Source organism: Streptomyces bathyalis (assembly GCF_015910445.1).
Classification (GTDB): domain Bacteria; phylum Actinomycetota; class Actinomycetes; order Streptomycetales; family Streptomycetaceae; genus Streptomyces; species Streptomyces bathyalis.
The window spans coordinates 899,915-918,198 of sequence record NZ_CP048882.1 but is presented as its reverse complement, the minus strand read 5'-3'; the positions used below and the strand labels follow the sequence as shown (position 1 = coordinate 918,198).

General features: G+C 70.4%; 13 protein-coding genes. 4 read left to right on the top strand and 9 right to left on the bottom strand.

What is annotated here, in order from left to right; translation table 11 throughout:
* The first annotated feature begins 38 nt into the window (after positions 1–38).
* Both G4Z16_RS04115 and G4Z16_RS04110 read left to right on the top strand, forming a co-directional pair.
* A complete protein-coding gene (locus tag G4Z16_RS04115) occupies positions 39–2,105 on the top strand; it encodes an acetate--CoA ligase family protein (protein ID WP_246530670.1) in 2,067 nt (688 codons plus the stop codon).
* Positions 2,106–2,211: 106 nt separating this feature from the next.
* A complete protein-coding gene (locus G4Z16_RS04110; protein ID WP_197349228.1) occupies positions 2,212–2,829 on the top strand; it encodes a TetR/AcrR family transcriptional regulator in 618 nt (205 codons plus the stop codon).
* Between the two features lie 172 nt (positions 2,830–3,001).
* Here the strand turns inward: G4Z16_RS04110 and G4Z16_RS04105 are convergent, their stop codons facing one another.
* From G4Z16_RS04105 to G4Z16_RS04090, 4 genes are all read right to left on the bottom strand, one after another.
* Positions 3,002–4,372 carry a M14 family metallopeptidase gene (locus G4Z16_RS04105; RefSeq protein ID WP_197349227.1) on the bottom strand — a complete coding sequence of 457 codons (1,371 nt, stop codon included), beginning with the start codon at positions 4,370–4,372 and terminating at the stop codon, positions 3,002–3,004.
* Positions 4,373–4,557: 185 nt separating this feature from the next.
* Positions 4,558–5,772 carry a S8 family peptidase gene (locus G4Z16_RS04100; protein ID WP_425508047.1) on the bottom strand — a complete coding sequence of 405 codons (1,215 nt, stop codon included), beginning with the start codon at positions 5,770–5,772 and terminating at the stop codon, positions 4,558–4,560.
* A gap of 373 nt (positions 5,773–6,145) precedes the next feature.
* On the bottom strand, positions 6,146–7,462 hold the full coding sequence (locus tag G4Z16_RS04095) for a tetratricopeptide repeat protein (protein WP_197349225.1): 1,317 nt from the start codon (positions 7,460–7,462) through the stop codon (positions 6,146–6,148).
* 274 nt (positions 7,463–7,736) lie between these two features.
* Positions 7,737–9,197: an Nramp family divalent metal transporter gene (locus G4Z16_RS04090; RefSeq protein ID WP_197349224.1), complete on the bottom strand. Its 1,461-nt coding sequence runs from the start codon at positions 9,195–9,197 to the stop codon at positions 7,737–7,739.
* Positions 9,198–9,264: 67 nt separating this feature from the next.
* Between G4Z16_RS04090 and G4Z16_RS04085 the strand changes: the two genes are divergently transcribed.
* A complete protein-coding gene (locus tag G4Z16_RS04085; protein WP_197349223.1) occupies positions 9,265–10,041 on the top strand; it encodes a FadR/GntR family transcriptional regulator in 777 nt (258 codons plus the stop codon).
* 17 nt (positions 10,042–10,058) lie between these two features.
* On the opposite strand, the gene G4Z16_RS04080 is transcribed toward G4Z16_RS04085, so the two are convergent.
* Together G4Z16_RS04080 and G4Z16_RS04075 are read right to left on the bottom strand one after the other, a co-directional pair.
* Positions 10,059–10,505, bottom strand: a complete 447-nt coding sequence (locus G4Z16_RS04080; RefSeq protein ID WP_197349222.1) for a PaaI family thioesterase — start codon at positions 10,503–10,505, stop codon at positions 10,059–10,061.
* Positions 10,506–10,606: 101 nt separating this feature from the next.
* On the bottom strand, positions 10,607–11,530 hold the full coding sequence (locus G4Z16_RS04075) for an alpha/beta hydrolase (RefSeq protein ID WP_197349221.1): 924 nt from the start codon (positions 11,528–11,530) through the stop codon (positions 10,607–10,609).
* Between the two features lie 383 nt (positions 11,531–11,913).
* Between G4Z16_RS04075 and G4Z16_RS04070 the strand changes: the two genes are divergently transcribed.
* Complete coding sequence (locus G4Z16_RS04070) at positions 11,914–13,059, top strand: site-2 protease family protein (RefSeq protein ID WP_197349220.1); 1,146 nt, start codon at positions 11,914–11,916, stop codon at positions 13,057–13,059.
* A 70-nt stretch (positions 13,060–13,129) separates the two neighbouring features.
* Here G4Z16_RS04070 and G4Z16_RS04065 read toward each other — a convergent pair whose 3' ends face one another.
* From G4Z16_RS04065 to G4Z16_RS04055, 3 genes are all read right to left on the bottom strand, one after another.
* The gene (locus G4Z16_RS04065) at positions 13,130–15,574 is read right to left on the bottom strand and encodes a GcvT family protein (RefSeq protein WP_197349219.1); all 2,445 of its coding nucleotides are present in this window, start codon (positions 15,572–15,574) and stop codon (positions 13,130–13,132) included.
* Between the two features lie 84 nt (positions 15,575–15,658).
* Positions 15,659–17,200, bottom strand: coding sequence for an APC family permease (locus G4Z16_RS04060; protein ID WP_197349218.1), 1,542 nt, complete (start codon positions 17,198–17,200; stop codon positions 15,659–15,661).
* A gap of 118 nt (positions 17,201–17,318) precedes the next feature.
* Positions 17,319–18,272, bottom strand: a complete 954-nt coding sequence (locus G4Z16_RS04055; RefSeq protein WP_197349217.1) for a choline/ethanolamine kinase family protein — start codon at positions 18,270–18,272, stop codon at positions 17,319–17,321.
* Positions 18,273–18,284 lie beyond the last annotated feature (12 nt).

The following is an 18,284-nucleotide window of genomic DNA, read 5'->3' as shown; positions in this document are numbered from 1 at the left end:
CGGGGCTCGACGCTCTCTTCGATCCACGGTCCGTCGCCGTGGTCGGAGCGTCGCAGAACCCCGCCAAGTGGGGTTACTGGCTGGCGAAGGGAGCGCTGGCCGGAGCGCACCGGCGTACGGTCCATCTGGTCAACCGGCGCGGGGGCGAGCTGCTCGGCACGCCCTTCCTGCCGGCGCTCGACGCCCTTCCGCGCATGCCGGAGCACGTGGTGGTGGCGGTGCCTTCGCAGGAGGTCCGTCCGATTGTCACCGCCGGTCTCGCGGGCGGCGCGCGCTGCTTCACCGTCATCAGCTCCGGCGCGGGCAACCGCCAGGAGGAGAGAGAGCTGGCAGACCTCGTGACCCGGCAGGGCGCCCGGCTGCTCGGCCCCAACTGCATGGGCGTACTCGACACCACCAGCGAACTCCGGCTCAGCTGGGGAGACTTCCCCGCCGGGACGGTGGGGCTCGTCTCCCAGAGCGGCAATCTGGCACTGGAGATCGGACGGCTGCTGGCAAGGGCGGGACAGGGCTTCTCGCGCTTCGTCTCACTGGGCAACCAGCGTGACATCGACGCGGCGGACGCATTGGACTCCCTCATCGCACACGAGGAGACGCGGGCACTCGCCGCCTACGTGGAGGACTTCCGCGACGGACGCAGGCTGGCCCGCACGATGGCCGCCGCGCACGCGGCCGGAAAGCCCGTACTGCTGCTGACAGTTGGCCGGAGCGACGCCTCGGAGCGTGCCGCGGCATCGCACACCGGGGCCCTCGTCAGTGCCCGCGCCACCGTGGAGGCGGTGTGCGGGGAGTCGGGTGCGCTTCTGCTCGACACGGCGGGGGAGCTTGTGGACACGGCCGTGTGCCTACTGGCTGCCCGTGCCGGCGGGGAGGCCGGTACGCGCGACGGGATCCGCGTCCGGTCGCCGGAGCCGGACCCGGGCCCCGCCCGGGTGGCCGTCGTCGGAGACAGCGGAGGTCAAGGCGCCCTCGCCGCGGACACGTTCGCGGCTCACGGGCTGGACGTACCCGCACTCCCCGAGGCCACGGCGTCCGCTGTCGCGGCGCATCTGCCGCACGGAGCCGGCTGCGGCAACCCCGTCGACCTGGCCGGTGCGGGCGAGCGGGACCTCGGCAACTACTCAAGGATCGCCGGGGTGTTACTGCACGGTGGCGACGTCGATGCCGTCGTCCTCACCGGATACTTCGGCGACTATGCGACCGCCGACCCCGCGCAGACGGCTCGCGAGTGCGAGACCGCCGGTGAACTCGCCGACGCCGCCGCCTCCTCGGGCCGGACACTCGTCGTGCACACCATGGCCCGCGACACGGCCGCGATCGACGTTCTCAGACGCCGGGGAATCCCCGTGTACGAGCGGATCGAGCAGGCCGCCCGCGCACTGGCCGGCGCCGCGAAGTTGCGCGCGGCCCGGCCGCAGCCACGGTGTGAGCCGACGGTCCGGGCCCGGACCCCGGCTCAGGCGCCGCTGAGCGACGGCGGCTACGAGACGGTGCGCAAGCTGATCGCCTCGTACGGACTCGCCACGCCGGCGGCCGAGTTCGTCACCTCCGTTGAGGAGGGGGTGGAAGCCGCGCACCGCGTCGGTTACCCCGTGGTCCTCAAGGCGATGGGGCTGCCGCACAGGACCGACGCCGGCGGCATCGCCCTCGGCATCGAGGGAGAACGGGCGCTGCTCACGGCATTCGCACGGATGCGGGAGGCCACCGGCGCCCCCCGGTACGCGGTCGAGGCGATGGCGACGCCCCGGCACGCGGTGGAACTCATCGCCGGTGTACGGCGGGACCCGGCATTCGGCCCCGTCGCCATGGTCGGCATCGGGGGAGTGGCCGCGGAACTGCTCGCCGACACGGTGCTCGCCACGGCACCGCTCACCCCCGAGCGGGCCCACGAGATGCTGCTGTCGCTGCGCCACACGCCGCTCCTCACCGGATGGCGCGGCGCACCGCCGGTGCGGCTGGACATGGCGGCCGGTGCACTGTGCTCTCTGGCGAGAGCCGCGGTCGAGCACGCCGAGCTGTCGGAGCTGGAGGTCAATCCGCTGCTTGTGCACCCGGACGGCGCGATCGCGCTCGACGCACACGCCGTCGTCGAACTCAGGCCATGAGCCCGGCGCTCGAGCCGTTGCCGAGGTGGGCAAAGGTGCAGGTGGCGGCGGGGAGCCGGAGAGCCGTTCCGGCCGCCGGCTGCCGCCGGCGGCGTAAGGTGACGCCGTGACCAGGGTGCGACTGAGCGTCGAGCAGCGCCGCGAGGAACTGCTGCGTGCCGCGGTGGAACAGATCGAGGCCCGAGGCGTGTCGGCCGTCCGCATCGCCGACGTCGCATCGAGCCTTGGCGTGAGCAACGCCCTTGTGCTCTACCACTTCTCCACGAAGGAGAAGCTCGTCGCCGCCGCCTACGCGCACGCCGCCGAGAGCGATCTGGCCCATCTGCGGAAACTCCTCGGCCGTCGCACCACCGCCCTGCGCAGGCTCCGCGCCGCCCTGCGCTGGTACGCGCCGACGGGCCAGGCCAAGGGGTGGCGGCTGTGGATCGAGGGCTGGGCCGCGTCACTTCGCGAGCCGTCGCTGCGGGAGGTCGCACGTGACCTCGATCAGCAGTGGAAGGCGGCCCTGACCGAGGTGATCGCCGAAGGGGTGAGAGCAGGCGAGTTCCACTGCGAGGACCCCGCATCCACGGCCTGGCGGCTGACGGCGCTCCTCGACGGTCTTGCGGTGCACACGACTTCGTACACGTCGCTCTCACGCGCGGCCATGCTGCGGTGGGCGGACGACGCCCTGGCCCGCGAACTGGGCATCGACCGCAAGGCGTTGACGGCCGCCGGGCGGTGACGACGGCCGGGCGGTGACGACGGCAGGGCGGTGACGAACGGTTCGGCCGGTTCGGCGTCCGGTGCGGGACGGCGGCGCCGGGAACGTGAAATGCGGTGCTGGGCACGCGAAGTGCGTGCCCAGCACCGCCGCCCGGCCGGAGCGCGACTGAAGTCACCGGCCGGGCCGGGAGTCAGCTACCGCTGCAGTACTGCTCCTCCTTGCCGATGGAGCGGTACATGCAGTCGGCGTTCTCGATCAACTGGAGCACCGCGTCGCGGTTGCGGTCGGTCTCGCGCTCGATGACCTCGTCGGGCGGGTAGAAGCCGCCTTCGAGGATGTTCGTCGGATACATCTCGAAGGTGTAGGCGAAGATCTTCTGGTTGCCCCACAGCCAGTCGTCGATCGACCCGTCGGTGATGTAGAGGTCGCTGGACTGCTCGGCGGTGTAGCCGTTGCTGGCGCCCATCTTCTCGCCGACTGCCGCGAAGGCGTCGTGGTCGTCCTGGGTGAGCCCCTCGGCGGTGTCGTCGGTGGTGTATCCGTAGGGCCAGAGCACCAGTTCGCTGTAGGTGTGGAAGTCGATGGCCGCCTTGAGCTGCTGCTCGCCTCCGACCACCCGCGAGCGCGCGAAGTCGGCGACGACCTTCACCTCCGGTGCGGACTCGGGGGCCGCGCCCCGGTAGGTCTCGGAGCTCGGACTGCCCGAAGAGCCGCCGCAGCAGCCGAACTTGTAGTCCCAGTTGCGGTTCAGGTCCGTACCCACGGAGCTGGAGCCGGAGTTGGGCTGCCGGTTCTTGCGCCAACTGCGGTAGGAGCCGGAATCGATGTCGTACTCGCCGCCGTCCGGATTGAGGTCGGGGATGATCCAGATCTCACGGCCGTTGACGGCGTCCGCTATCCGGGAGTCCGTCGCGTAGTCCTCGCCGAACTCGCGCAGCAGGTAGAGCGCCATCTCGACGGTGAGGTGCTCGCGGGCGTGCTGGTGGTGGGTGAAGAGGATCTCGGGCTCGTCCTCGTCCGTGGCGACGTTGTCGCTGACCTTGACGGCGATGAGATCGCGGCCCTCGTGGGACTTCCCGATGACCTGCTTGCTCATGATCGACGGGTTCTGCGCGATGCGCTGGTCGATCTCGTCCATCGCCTCGGCGTAGTTGTGGTAGCCGGAGTCGGAGGGCGGAAAGTCGCCGGGCTTGCGGGCCTCTCCGCCGGTGCGGGCGGGTGGCGCGCTCAGCTTCTTCAGCGTGTGTCCGAGTTTCCGCAGCTTGCCGGCCTGCGACGAGTCGGCGCTGACCACCACGGAGTGGTCATGGACCTCGTCCACCGAGACCCCGGTGGTGGCGATCGCGGTCCGGTCGGCGACCGAGGACGGCCCGTGGATCTCGTACTGCCTGATGTCCTCGTCGACGGTCGCCGTGGACGCCCGGGCCGGGGAAGCGGCGGTGGCGTTGGTGCTGGCGGTGAGCGGTGCCGCGAGGACCAGCGCCAGCAGGGCCGCGAAGGTTGGGGGTACCGCCCGCCGAAGGCAGGGGGAGGTTCGTTTTCGCTGTGTACGAAGTCGCATGGCAACTCCTGGGATCGGGAGCAGGGGGGCGCCCGTAGTGCGCTGACGGGTTCCGCGCACTACGGGTCCGGCGTTGCGAGTCGTGCGCTGTCCCGGCCCGGTGGGCACAGTCGTGGCTGCGCCCACCGGGCCGGGGGTGCGGGCCGGTGCCAGGAGGGGGACGTTCCTCGCACCGGCCCGGCGGATCAGAACAGGCTGTGGAGGAGCTTGTTCGGAGAACCGGCCATCGGGTCCTGGACCTTGTCGTTCGTGGCGTTGTTCACCAGAGCGTCCCGGACCTCGGTGGGCGAGGCGTCGGGGTGGTCGGCCAGGTAGAGAGCGGCGACGCCTGCCGTGTGGGGCGAGGCCATCGAGGTGCCGCTGATGGTGTTCGTGGCGCTGTCGTCGGTGTTCCAGGACGACGTGACGTCCACGCCGGGGGCGAACACGTCCACGCATGTTCCGTAGTTGGAGAAGGACGCGCGCGTGTCGGTGTTGTCGGTGGCGCCGACGGTGATCGCCTCGGTCACCCGGGCGGGGCTGACGGTGCAGGCATCCACGGGATTCCCGAGGAAGTCCCCGTTGCCGGCGGCAAGGGCGTAACTCACGCCGGAGGAGACGGAGTTGCGCACGGCCGCGTCGAGGGTGTCGCTGGCGCCGCCGCCGAGGCTCATGTTGGCGACGGCCGGCTTGACGGCGTTGGCGGTGACCCAGTCGACCCCCGCGATCACGCCGGCGGTGCTGCCGGAACCACCGCAGTCGAGAACCCGGACGCCGACGATCGAGGCGGCCTTGGCCACGCCGTAGGTGGACCCGGCAGTGGTGCCCGCGACGTGAGTGCCGTGCCCGTTGCAGTCGTTCCCGTTCTGGCCGTCGCCGACGGTGTCCGTACCGATGGACGCCCTGCCGCCGAACTCGCTGTGCGAGGTGCGCAGTCCGGTGTCGATGACGTAGACGTGCACGTTGGACGCCGTGGTGTTGTACGTGTACGTGCCGCTCAGGGGCAGGTCCCGCTGGTCGATGCGGTCGATTCCCCAGGTGGCGTCGGGCTGGGTGTCGCTGGCCGTGACCTTCGAGTCCTGTTCCACGAGGGCGACGCGGGGGTCGGCGGCCAGCTTGTGGGCCTGAGCCTTGGTCATCTTCGCGGAGAAGCCGTTCAGGACCTCTTTGTAGACGTGGGAGACGCGGCCGTCGCTGCGCCTGGTGAGTTCACCCGCGACAGACTTCGTCGACCGGGTGCCGTCCTTGAGGGTGACGATCCAGCTGCCCGGGATCCCTGTCCCGGTGGCGGCCGGCCGGACGTCGGCGGAGGGGGGTGTTGCGCCGTGGGCCGGCGAGCCGGCCAGTTGCATGCCTGTCAGCAGCAGAACTGCTGGAACGAGAGCGCTCAGACGACGGGTCACAGATCGCATGTAGTGCACCAGACCTTCCTGGACCGGATCTCGGACGTACGGACCGGACTGCTGCGTGCCCCGCCCGGGGCAGGGCGCGGTACGGCACGCAGATGTGCGACTGGTCAGGTGGTACACGGGGCAACTGGGGCTGCTTCCCGCCGAGTTGAGTCCGGTGCGCCGTCGAGCTGGGCTCCGCTGCTCCGTGGTGGGTTCGAGCAGACGGGCTGGTGGGGGGCGCGCCGGAGTTGTCAACAGGAGTTATGGAAGCTGTTACCCTGCTGCTGAGAAGTGTGCTGGGCGCCGCAGACCGCGTCAAGAGCCTTGTGGGGCAAGGGATTTGAGCGGTTCGACGAGGAGAGGCCGGTGGGCCGTGCCGTGTGACAGCGGGCCTCGCGCTCCGTCACACGCCTTCCAGCGCGGCCAGTCCTTGCCGGTAGACCTCCGCGGCCTCTTCGGAGCGCCCCCTGCGCAGCAGCTGGTCACCGAGAAGACGGCACGTTCCGATGGCCTCCAGCGTGGCGCCGACCTGCAGGTAGCGCTCGATGGCGGAGCGGAAGAGGGCCTCGGCGGCAGCGGCGTCACCCCGGTCGACGGCGATCCGTGCCTCGATGCGGTCCAGTTCGGCGGCCTGCTCCGGGTCCTGGCGGCTGGGGGCCAGAACGGACCGGCATTCGCCGACGAGGTCGGCAGCCTCCTCGGGCCGACCCAACTTGCGTACGACGTCGGCCAGTTCGGCTGTGGCGTTGATCCGGCGCTGAACGGCGCCGGTTTCACTCAGGATGCCCCGGGCCTCACGTAACTGCGCTTCGGCCTCGGAGAGCCGCCCACGGCGCGCGGTCAGGAAGCCGTGGGCGAACCGGCACATGCCCACTTCGGTGCGCAGCCGCAGATGTTCGTACAGGGCCGTTGCCCGCACGATCGTCTGCTCCGCCTCGTCGTATCTGCCCTGCGCCACCAGAACCCGGTTGATGTGGTAGTAGCCCTGGGCGAGTACGTCGGGCGCGCTCACATCCGGAGCCCGCGTCAGCGCCGCGTCGGCGACGGCCCCGGCCCGGCCCAGGTCCCCGCGCTCCACATGCGGCAGGCCGCATGCCGCGAGCAGCGCGAACTCCACCGTCGACTGGGACGTCCGGACCGCCTCGCGCAGATGTTCCTCGACGAGGGTCAGAGCATCGTCGATGGATCCGCCGGCGAACAGGGCCCACATCCGGCCCATCAGCGCCGGGAGCCGCTCGGCGAGATCCCGCTCGCGCAGCAGCGCGTCCGCCTCCTCGAACAGCATGCGGCCCGCGGCGGGATCGCCCTGGTGCCGGGCCACGAGGCCGAGTCCGTAACGGGCGAGCGCCCTCAGGGTCCGGTCCTGGTGCTCCTCCGCCTCGGCGGACAGCGCCTCGTACACGGCGGACGCCCGTTCCGTGTCTCCGCCGGACAGGACGATGCGCGCCTCGGCGGCCTCGGCCTGCAACTCGCGGCGCCGGCCGGGGGGATAGCCGAAGCAGAGGTCTTCGAGGTCGGTGCCGAGCCGGACGGCGAAATATGTCGCCGCGGCCGGCGACGGGGTGCGCTTGCCGCCCTCGATCGACGACACGTACGCCCGGGTGAACCGCTCGCCCGCCAACTCCGTCTGTGTCAGCCCCCGTTGGGCGCGCAGCTGCAGCATCCGCGCCCCGATCCCGGCCACATCGGCGTCGGCGGGGAACGAGGCGGCGTCTGACATGCGGGTCACCTTAAGGCACCGGTGAGGTGGGCTCAGGGGGGTCCGGTGAACTTTGGGATCATGCTTTGTCCCGACCCGCGGAGGCGCGCGTTGTCGTACGCGTTGTGGGGGCGCTGACGTCGGTCGCGAGGTCCGTCTCGGGACACGGGACACGGGACACGTGCCCCCTGACCGTTGCCCGTTCGCGCGCTCCCCCCCCCGGCCCGCGCCGCCGGCTTCAGGCGGCCGACCCCGGGCGGCCGGCTCCGCAGCCGGCCGCCCGAGGGCCCCCGCGTCAGCCGAAGATGTCCAGGATCTGCTGCCGCACCGTCAGGACGGTCAGCACACCGAACAGCACGATCGCCCAGATCAGGGCCGCGACCCGGACACCGCGCACCTTGAGCGGTGCCGGCATCGCCTTGCGGTTCATGTAGAGCAGCAGGCCCGCGTAGACGAACATCATCATCCCGGCCACGCAGGCGGAGATCACCAGCAGCACCAGCGGCTGGTCGGTCACCGTCAGCAGGACGAAGATGCCGACGAGGACGATCGCCCACACCAGGAAGAAGTACAGCCGGCTCTCGGAGAGCCGGGACCTGCGCATGTACGTCGACTTGAGCACGTCCGAGGCGAGCCTGCTCGTGTAGTCGACGATGCCCGCCGCCGCGGTGAACAGCGCGAACGAGCCGATCAGCCAGAACAGGGTGCCGAACCACTCGCCGACCTGCGACTTGAGGGCCTCGCCCTCCTTCTCCAGGAAGCTGATGTCGTTGGCCAGGCCTTCGGTGCCGAAGAGCGTGGAGTGCGCGAGCAGCGAGGAGAGCACGATGGTCACGATGGTGACCAGGACGAAAGTCATGGCCTGCTCGGTGTTCGCGAACCGCCACCAGCGCTTCCACCGCGCCATGTTCTCCTCGTTGGTGACGAAGACGTAGCCGGTGGTGGCCGCGGCGTCCTCGTCCTTCTTGGCGGTCAGGGGGCTGACCAGTCGCGGCACGTAGTGGCCCATGCCGAAGCCTTTGTCGCGTATCCAGTTGCTCTGGCACAGGTTCTGTCCGCCGCCCGCGCCGGCGTAGGCCAGCGCACCCATCAGCACGGCGACGCCCAGGTCGCTCGGGAACTGGCCGGTGTGGGTCACGCCCTGCGGCAGATCCGCCCAGCTGGACGCCTTCACGGCGAAGATCACAGCGAGGGTGAAGAACCCGCCGATCACCGCGACCTTCACGAACAGCAGGCCCTCCAGCGCCGTGTAGACGACGGGGGCGAGCGTGAGGATCGCCCCGATGCACAGCAGCAGCGCGATCGCGATGTACGCGGGGTTACCTCCGAACACGTAGGAGGCCATCGTGGCGGAGCTGGTGACCCAGCCGGGCCAGAGGTTCGCCGCGTACGTCAGCAGCGCCATCACCGCGCCCCAGTGCCGCCAGTACCGGTTGAAGCCGGTCATGGCGGTCTCGCCCGTGGCGAGCGTGTAGCGCTCGATCTCCATGTTCAGGAAGAACTGGGTGACGACGCCGACGACCGCTCCCCACAGGAAGACCAGTCCGGCCTGCGAGGCGATGTACGGCCAGAGGATGAACTCGCCGGAGGCCAGGCCCACCCCTGCGCCGACGATGCCGGGCCCGATGATCCGCCACGTCTTGCTGGGCGGCGGCGGCATCTCCCGTACCTCGGGCGGTGGCAGGTTGCGTGTGCTCAGCGAGAAGTGGCTGTCGGCAGAGCTGCCGGTGCCGCTTCGGTCGTCCGTGTGCGTCATGGGGAACGCCTCTCTCGGGCCGGTCGGGGGGCGGCGCGTAATGTGGCGGCAATCATCGGATGATTCGATGGAGGCGTCCAGGGGGTGGACAAAGATCGTGGAGCAGCACCGGACCAAGCACCTGCGAGTCGTCGACGAGCTCGGCCGTCGCATCGTGAAGGGCCTGCTCGCCCCGGACCGGCCACTGCCCGTCGAGGACACGCTCGCCGCCGACCTCGGTGTCAGCCGTGGCGCGCTGCGCGAGGCGGTGAAGGTCCTCGCCGCGAAGGGGATGCTGCGGACCCGGCCACGCACCGGCACGCACGTACTGCCCCGCAGCCACTGGGATCATCTGGACCGCGACCTGCTGCAGTGGCAACAGACCTGTGAGCCCTGGCAGTTGCTGCGTGACACCGGTGAACTGCGCCGCGCCGTCGAACCCGAGGCCGCACGGCTCGCGGCGGGACGTGCCGGACCCGGCCATATACGGGCCATGTTCGAAGCGCTGGAGGCGATGGAGACCGCCGCCGCGCGCCCCGGGCTCGGCGAGTTCGTCGAGGCCGACATGGCCTTCCACCGAGCGCTGCTGGACGCCAGCGGCAACAGGTTGCTCGGCTCGCTGGGCCGCGCTCTCGAAGTCGCGCTGGAGCACAGCTTCGCCGTGAGTTCGCAGAAACCGGGCGCCGTCGAGGCCTCACTGCCTTCCCATCGAGCGCTGGCCGAGGCCGTCCAGGGCTGCCGGCCTTCCGATGCGGCCGCGGCCATCCTGGCGATCATCGAAAGCGCCGAGGAGGAGATCGCCCGTGCGCCCGGACTGCCGGGCGTGAACGGTGCCGCGAACGGTGCTGGGAACTCACTGCCCTGAGGCCCGCATGCCCGCTCTCACACGGCCGTCGCCGCGTCCTCGAGGCTGATGACGCGGGCCGTGGCGGACGCCGTTGCCACCGTCAGGTCCTCGCCGTCGAGGAGAGACGCCTCAAGAAACGCCAGATCCCCGTCCCGCCGCAGCACGCGGCCCTTCCCGACGAGCCGGCCGGGCCGGACCGGACGCAGAAAGGTCACCTTGAGCTCCAGCGTGGACTGGAACTGGTCGGGCCGGACGGTGGCGAGCAGCGCGGGGCCCACGGTGTCGTAGAGCATGGCGGCGAGGAACGCGCCCAGGACGTTGCCCATGGGGTTGGTGAACGCCTCCGTCGCGTTGAACGCCAGCTCGATCGTGCCCTCTTCGGGATCGGCGTCCACGAACTCGAGACCCAGCGTGGCGGCGGCGCGGGGCATCGGAGCACGCCCCGCGACGGCGTCCCAGAACGGTCCCGTCCGCTCGGACATGGCGCAACCTCCGGTTCGCGGATCCTGTGTGCACCGTATTGTCACGCACTGCGGAATTGATCCCGCCCGTTCTGCGTGTGACCCCGTGTGACCTGCTCCGCCTACGAGCCGTCCGGGTCCGCCGCTCCGGTCGCCGCGAGGAGGCTGCCGGCGACCGTCCTGGCGCCGTCGTCGCCGAGCAGCAGGGTGTAGTGGTTGGTGCCGGGAACCATGCGGGTGCGGATCTTCGTGTCGCCGATTCCGGCGGCCTTCAGCCGCTCGTCGTCGTAGAGGGCCTGCGGTTCGTCGAGGAGGCCGCGTTCGGCCCAGAGCAGTTCGGCGGGGACGGCGAGGCGGTGCACCGCGGCCGTGGTCTCCTCGCCCAGCGCGTCCGCGCCGTCGGTGCGCACCGCGTCGATCCGGCACGAGGAGCGCAACTGGGGCTCCGTGCCCACCAGGTCTCGCTGGATGTGTGCCTCCGTCCACGGCTCCCAGGAGGAGGCGAACGCCGGATGCCCGCGCCAGAAGGCGCGATAGGCGTCGCGGTCGGGGAACGTCGTCTTCAGCCGGTCCATCGCGGGTCCGATCACAGCGGTGACGAGTTCGTCGGACGTCAGGCCCTCCGGGACGGGGAAGCCGACTCCGCCGTCGACGAGGAGCAGCGACCGGAAGTGCCCGGGATGCCGCACCGCGGCGACCGCGGCGACGAACGCGCCCATGGAGTGACCCGCGAGGATGACGTCCCCCAGGCCCAGCGCACGGGACAGCGCCACCGCGTCGTCGGCGTGCACCGCGATCCCGTACGGACCGGGCAGGTCGCTGCTCCCGGCGCGGCCGCGCAGGTCCGGGGCGACGAGTGTGACGCGGCCGCCGAGGTGGTGGGCCACCCCCGCCCACGACATGGCGTTCGAGGTGATCCCGTGCAGGGCGAGGACCGTGGGCGCAGGTCCGTCCCCTTGCGGCCGTACGGTCGCGGGCCAGTGCAGCACGGTCAGGTGGCCCCCTGATACGGGGACTTGGAGCTCTTCGTAAGTGATCGCTGCCATGCGTTCTCCCCTCGTCCTGGGCTGGCGGAGGCCGTCAGCCGGACCCGGGCCCGGACCCGGCGCCCCGCGGTCTCCGGCAGCGACCGTACGGGGCGTCCCCATCAGCTGCATCGCCGCCCGCACCTGCCGGCCGCACCCATCGTCGGCGCCGCCCGGGCACGCTGACGATGGAGCACCGCCACATCCCGGAGGCGGTGGCTGTGGTGCGGATGCCCACCGGCGAGCCGGCCAGGACGGCGAGGTGCCAGGAGGCGCCCCGGCGCGAGCCCCCCGGGGACGCACTCCCGCCCGGCACGGCACACCGACGGCCCATCGGCGGTTCAGGCGCCCGGATCCGTGGGACGACTGACTGTTCGGAGACGCTTCGAGCAGGGGAGAACGACGTGCGGGCGACCTTCGTACTGGGACGGATCGCCGGTGTCCGGATCGGTGTCCACTGGAGCGTGCTGCTCATCTTCGGACTCATCGCCTTCGGCCTGGCCCAGGGCCGGTTCGCGGTGGCCTATCCGAACAGTCCCGTGGCCGCGATCTGGGTCGCCGGGTTCCTCGCGGCGATCGTCTTCTTCGCGTCCCTCCTCGCCCACGAACTCGCTCACGCCGTCGTGGCCCGCCGCAACGGTGTCGGGGTCGACGACATCGTCCTGTGGCTCCTCGGAGGCGCGGCCCGGCTGAAGTCGGAGGCGTCCAACCCCGCCGCGGAGCTGAGGATCGCCGGGATCGGCCCCCTCGTCAGCCTGCTGCTGGGCGGACTCTTCGTGCTGCTGGCCTGGCTGCTCAGCCTGGGCCCGGTTCCCGGGCTCGTCGTGGAGTCGGTGGCCTGGCTCGGAGCCATCAACGTGCTGCTCGCCGTCTTCAACGCCGTTCCCGCCGCTCCCCTCGACGGCGGACGGCTGCTCCGCGCCTTCCTGTGGTGGCGTACGGGCGACCGGCTGAAGGCGACCGCCGGGGCCACCGCGGCGGGACGCGTCTTCGGCTGGCTGCTCGTGCTGCTGGGGGTCGTCCTCTTCCTGGGCAGCGGCTCGTTCGGCGGGCTGTGGCTGTCGGTCGTCGGATGGTTCCTCATCGCGGCCGCGACCGCCGAGGGGCGGCAGGCGCAGCTGCGGGGCGTGCTGTCCGGGGTGCCGGTACGGGACGCCATGACGTCCGATCCGGTCACCGCGCCGTCCGGACTCTCCGTGGCCGACTTCCTCTCCGGCCCGTCCTACCGGTACAGGCACTCCGCGTTCCCCGTCGTCCACGAGGACGGGACCCCTGCTGGACTGCTGACGCTGGACGCGGCCAGGAAGGTGCCGTGGGACAGCGCCGAGGAGGTGAAGGTCGACGAGGTGATGGTGCCGCTCACGGACGTCTCCGTCGTGGCACCGCAGGACTCGCTGGCCGACCTCGTGCCGCGCATCGAGCCCGGCGCGCACAACCGCGTCCTGGTGGCGGAGGGCGGAAGGGTCGTCGGGATCCTCACCTCCAGCGACATCAGCCGTACGGTGTCGTGGCTGATGAACTTCACCTCGCAGGCACGCAAGGACCAGTGACGAGGGGCAGCGGAAGCCCGCTGGAGTCGGCCCGGCCCGGCCCGCCCGTGCGCCGCCGGCCGCGCGCCCCTCACTGCTTGACGCGGCTGAAACCGGGGTCGAACGGTGCGCGCAGGTGCAGAGCCGCACCGTGCAGCCGGCCACCGATGTCGATCTCGTACGTGCCGGACGTCAGATGGTCCCTGGTGACGGGCTCGCCGTCGCGGCGCCAGATGTACGCCAGGCCGACGCACGCGCCCAGGGTGGCCCCCCACGCGGCGGAGGTGACCTGGCCGACCGCGACGCCGTCGCGCATCACCAACTCGCCTCCCCACATCATCGGTTCGGCGTCGTCGAGCACGAACGACACCAGCTTCCGCCGCGCGCCGGCGGCCCTGGCCTTCTCCAGGGCCTCGCGTCCCCGGAACGGGATGTCCTTCTTGAGCTTGCAGGCGAAGAGCAGTCCCGCCTCGAGCGGGTTGTGGTCAGCGGTCAGATCACTGCCGATGGCCCGGTAACCCTTCTCGAGCCGCAGTGAATTGATCGCGTAGTACCCGGCCTCGGCGAGACCGAACTGCTCGCCTGCGGAGGTCAGGAGCTCGTAGACGCCGACGGCGAACTCGACTGGCACGTACAACTCCCAGCCGAGTTCACCGACGTAGGTGATGCGGGTGGCGCGCACCGTGTAGTGGCCGAGGTCGATCTCCCTGCTGGTGGCGAAGGGGAACGCCTCGTGCGAGAGGTCGCTGCGGGAGAGCCCCTGCAGCAGATCGCGGGCGTGGGGCCCCATCACCCCGAAGACGGCGTACGCCGAAGTGACGTCGACAGCCGTGACATGGGCGTCCTCGCCGGTCTGCTTGCGCACATGGTCGAGGTCCCGCAGCACGGCCCCGGAGCTGGTGACCCACAGGAACTCGTCATGGGCGAGGCGGGTGACTGTCACGTCCGCCTCGTATCCGCCGCGGTCGTTGAGGACCCCGGTGTAGACGGTGTTGCCCGGCGGCACGGCGACATCCGCCGTGCACAGCCACTGCAACAGGGCTTCCGCGTCGCGGCCCTTGATGAGCAGCTTGCCGAACGACGTCTGGTCGAACAGGGCGACGCGCTCCCGGGCGGCCCGGTGCTCGGCGTCCGCCCACGGCTGCCAGTTCTGCTTGCCCCACGAGTACTCAAGGGCCGGTTCGGTGCCGGCGGGAGCGAAGACGTTGGCGCGCTCCCAGCCCATCTTCGAACCGAAGACGGCGCCCGCGTTCTCCAGCAGATGGTGGACGGGCGAGCGGCGGAAGGGACGGGCGGTGCCGACTTCGCGGTTGGGCCACGGCACTTCGTAGTGCAGCCCGAGGATCTCGCCGACGCGGGCGCGCAGCCACTGGTTGTTGCCGTTGAAGCGCCCGAACCTGCGGATGTCGACGCCGGCGACGTCACAGGTGGGGGAGCCCTCGGTGATCCATTCGGCAAGGGCGCGTCCGGCGCCGCCAGCGGAGGCGATGCCGACGGAGTTGAAGCCCGCCCCCACGTAGAAATTCCGCAGCTCGGGCGCCTCGCCGAGGATGAACTGGTTGTCCGGGGTGAAGCTCTCAGGACCGTTGTAGAACTTCTTGATGCCGGTCTCGCTCAGCGCGGGGATGCGCAGCAGGGCGCTCTCCATCAGGACGGAGAAGTGGTCCCAGTCCTCCTCCAGGAGCTGGAACTCGAAGGGGTACGGCAGTTCGTCGGGCGCCACCCATGGCTTGGCCTCCGGTTCGAAGCCGCCGACGACAAGCCCTCCCACCTCCTCCTTGAAGTAGGTGTAGCCGTCCGGGTCACGCAGGATCGGCAGAGCGGGGTGCACGCCGTCGATCCGGTCGGTGACGACGTAGAAGTGTTCGGCCGAGTGCAGCGGCACGGTCACACCGGCCAGTTCGCCCACGGCCTTGGCCCACTGGCCGGCGCAGTTGACCACGAACTCCGCCTCGATGTCGCCCTTGTCCGTGGTCACTCCGGTGACGGTGCCGCCGCGCGTGGAGATCCCCGTGACCCTGGTCCGCTCGACGACCTGTGCGCCGCGCATGCGGGCGCCCTTGGCCAGGGAGGCGGTGAGGTCGGTGGGATTCGCGGTGCCGTCGCCCGGCAGCCAGATCGCGCCGAGCAGGTCCTCGGTCTCCAGGACGGGATACAGCTCCTTGGCGCGGGCCGGACCGATCAGTTCGCAGTCGAGGTCGTAGGCCTCGGCGGTGGCTGCCGTCCGCCTGAGCTGTGTCATGCGGTCCTCGGTGCGGGCGACGGTCACCCCGCCGCAGCGCTTGTATCCGGTGGCCAGGCCGGTCTCCGCCTCCAGCCGCTCGTACAGCTGCGTGGAGTACTGGACGAGGCGGGTGCCGCTCTGCGAGGCGCGCAACTGGCCGACCAGGCCCGCCGCGTGCCACGTCGTGCCGGAGGAGAGCTGCCCCTGTTCGAGCAGGACGACGTCCGTCCAGCCCAGCTCGGTGAGGTGGTAGGCCACGCTTGTGCCGATGACGCCGCCGCCGATGATGACCACGCGTGCGCGGTCGGGCATTGCCGGGCTCATTGCAGGGTCCCCTCGTCGAGGTTGCCGTGGTCGCCGTCGCTCACACCGGATTCCGCGGGGGCGGAGGCGGGGTCATCCGTCCGCATGCTGGGTCTCCAGATCACCGGTTCCACCGGTTTTGCCGGAGCCGGCGTCATCCGTCACAAGGAGATGTTCGCCGGCGACCTGGTCGGACTTGTGCCTCTGCACGAGCAGGTAGTACGCGCCGCCGAGCACCGCGACCCCCACGAAGCTGACGACTCCGCCCCAGGCGTAGCCGCCCTCGCCGTACACGTCCTGGCGTGGCCACAGCAGATCGACGGTCATGAACAGGCCGTAGGCCACGGCCAGTCCGTTCACGATCATTCCGGCAGCGCGTCCCATCGTGAACAGGCCCGTGCCGCCCCGGTCGTGCGGCCAGCCGCCGAGCCTGCGCCTGAGCACCGGCACGGTCACCAGCAGATAGGCGGCGTAGACGATCGCGATGGCGACGGAGGTGACGATCGTGAAGATGTGGGGGTTGCCGACGTTGACGATGAGGATCGCCGCTGCCACCAGGCCCGAGACGATCGCCGGGGCCACCGGGGACTGCCTGGTGTCGGTGACGTGGGAGAGCTTCTCCCCGAAGGGCAGCTTGTTGTCGCGCGCCATGGAGAAAGCGATCCGGATCGTGGCCGTCTGGATGGCGAGGGTGCAGATGAACACGGCGATCGCGACGTCCAGCAGAATGATCTTGCCCATCGTGGAGCCCAGCACCGTCTGGAGGATGTACGGCAGACCGGCCGTACCGAGCTTCTCGAGGTCGAGCGTGCGGGTCGCCATGAGCGCGAACAGGAGCAGCAGCGCGCCGGCGATTCCCGCGGCGCCGAGCGCCTGGAGCAGGGCCACGGGCGTGCGCTTGCGGGGGTTGCGGGTCTCCTCGGCGAGTGAACCCGCCGTGTCGAAGCCGAACATGACCCAGGCGGGCATGATGGCGGCCATCAGCAGCGGAGCGCCGTAGCCCAGGACCTCCCAGCCGGGGGTGCCCGGCCCGGCGCCCTGCGTCGTGGCGACGACCTGCGGCCCCCGCACGGCGTGCACCGCCAGCAGCACCAGAACCACCGCGACGCCGAGCAACTCGGCGGCCACGCCGATGTTGTTGACCTTGGTCATGACCTTCACGCCGAGCGCGTTGATCAGCGTGGTCAGCGCGATGCAGACGGTGCCGAGGAACACGGCGTTGTGCGTGTCGTTCTCGAACACGTCGAATCCCGACCACAGTTGAGGCAGCACGACCTGCATCGCCATGGTCACCGCGGCAACGCTGACGAGCGAGCCGACGAGCATGGTCCACCCCGCCATCCAGGCGCCGCCCCGGCCGGAGATCCTCTTCGACCACTGGTAGACGGAGCCCGCGATCGGGAACCGCGCGCTGAGTTCGGCGAAGACCAGGGCCACACAGAACTGCCCCGCGAACACCAGCAGCCAGGCCCAGAAGATCAGCGGTCCGCCGAACCCGTAACCCAGGCCGAAGAGCTGGAACATGCCGGTGAGGATCGAGATGTAGCTGAATCCCGCGGCGAAGGAGGAGAAGCCGCCGAGGCCGCGGTGCAGTCGCTGGCGGTAGCCGAGCGTCGCGAGGTCGTCGGAGTCCACCGTGTCTGATCGGCTGTCTGTTGTTGCGTCGCTCTTGCGCATGGCAGACCTTTCGGAGGTGGCCGTGGGCCGGGCAAGGATCCCGTGGTCTTCCAGAGGCGGCGCCCGGCCGCGGTGGTCAGTCGGCGATCCGGGCGTCTTCCAGCAGACGCTCGAAGCGGGAGCCGCTGGAGAGGATCCCGACGGCCGTGTCGTACTTCTCCATCCCCCATGTCCAGAAGTCGAAGTCGATGCTGCTCGTCGCCTGCTGGATCGACGCCCACAGCGTCCAGCCGTACTTCGACATCAGTCCCTGGAGCTGGGCGCGTGCGACCTTGCCGGGGCTGGGGCGGCCGAAGTACGCGGTGATCAGCTCCTCCAACTCCTCGACGGACAGGTGGCATTCGCTCCAGATGTTGCCCAGTTCGAAGCAGGGGTCGTTGTTGCCCGCGTACTCGTAGTCGATGATCCAGATCTGTTCGCCGTCGTCGATGAAGTTCTCGGCGAGCAGGTCGTTGTTGCACGGCACCGTCTCGACCGGGGTCGCGGCCAGGACGTCACGCACCCGGTGGACGGCCTCCATGTTCTCCAGATAGCGGTCCGGCAGCCGGAAGCCACGCTCCCGCACCGTCGCCAGGTACCGGTCCTGCACGTCGGCCATGTCGAACTCGCTCACGAACCGCGGCCCTTGGTGCAGTCGGCGGCAGGACTCCGCCACACGGCGGAGGTTGCCGGGCTTCTTGATCAGTTCGTCGGACATGGTCACGCCGTCGATGTAGCCGACGACCAGCATTCCGTGGTCCGGGATGTAGTCGAGGACGGGTGCGCCGACACCGGTGGACGCCGCGGCAGTCGAATTGAGGTGCTCGTGGTCACGGTCGATCGGCAACTCGGGTTCGTTGCCGAAGACCCGTACGACGCAGTCGGTTCCGCCCGCGACGACCCGGTAGTTGCGGTTCGTCAGCCCGCCGGAGAGCTCCGAGACCTCACATGACCGGCCTGCGAGAGAGGGAATCCGCTCCAGCAGATCCTTCAGCGGCTCCGTCCCGGTCCGGGAGAGGTCTTCCACGATGCCGGCGTCCTGCTTGTCCATTCGCGGTCGCTC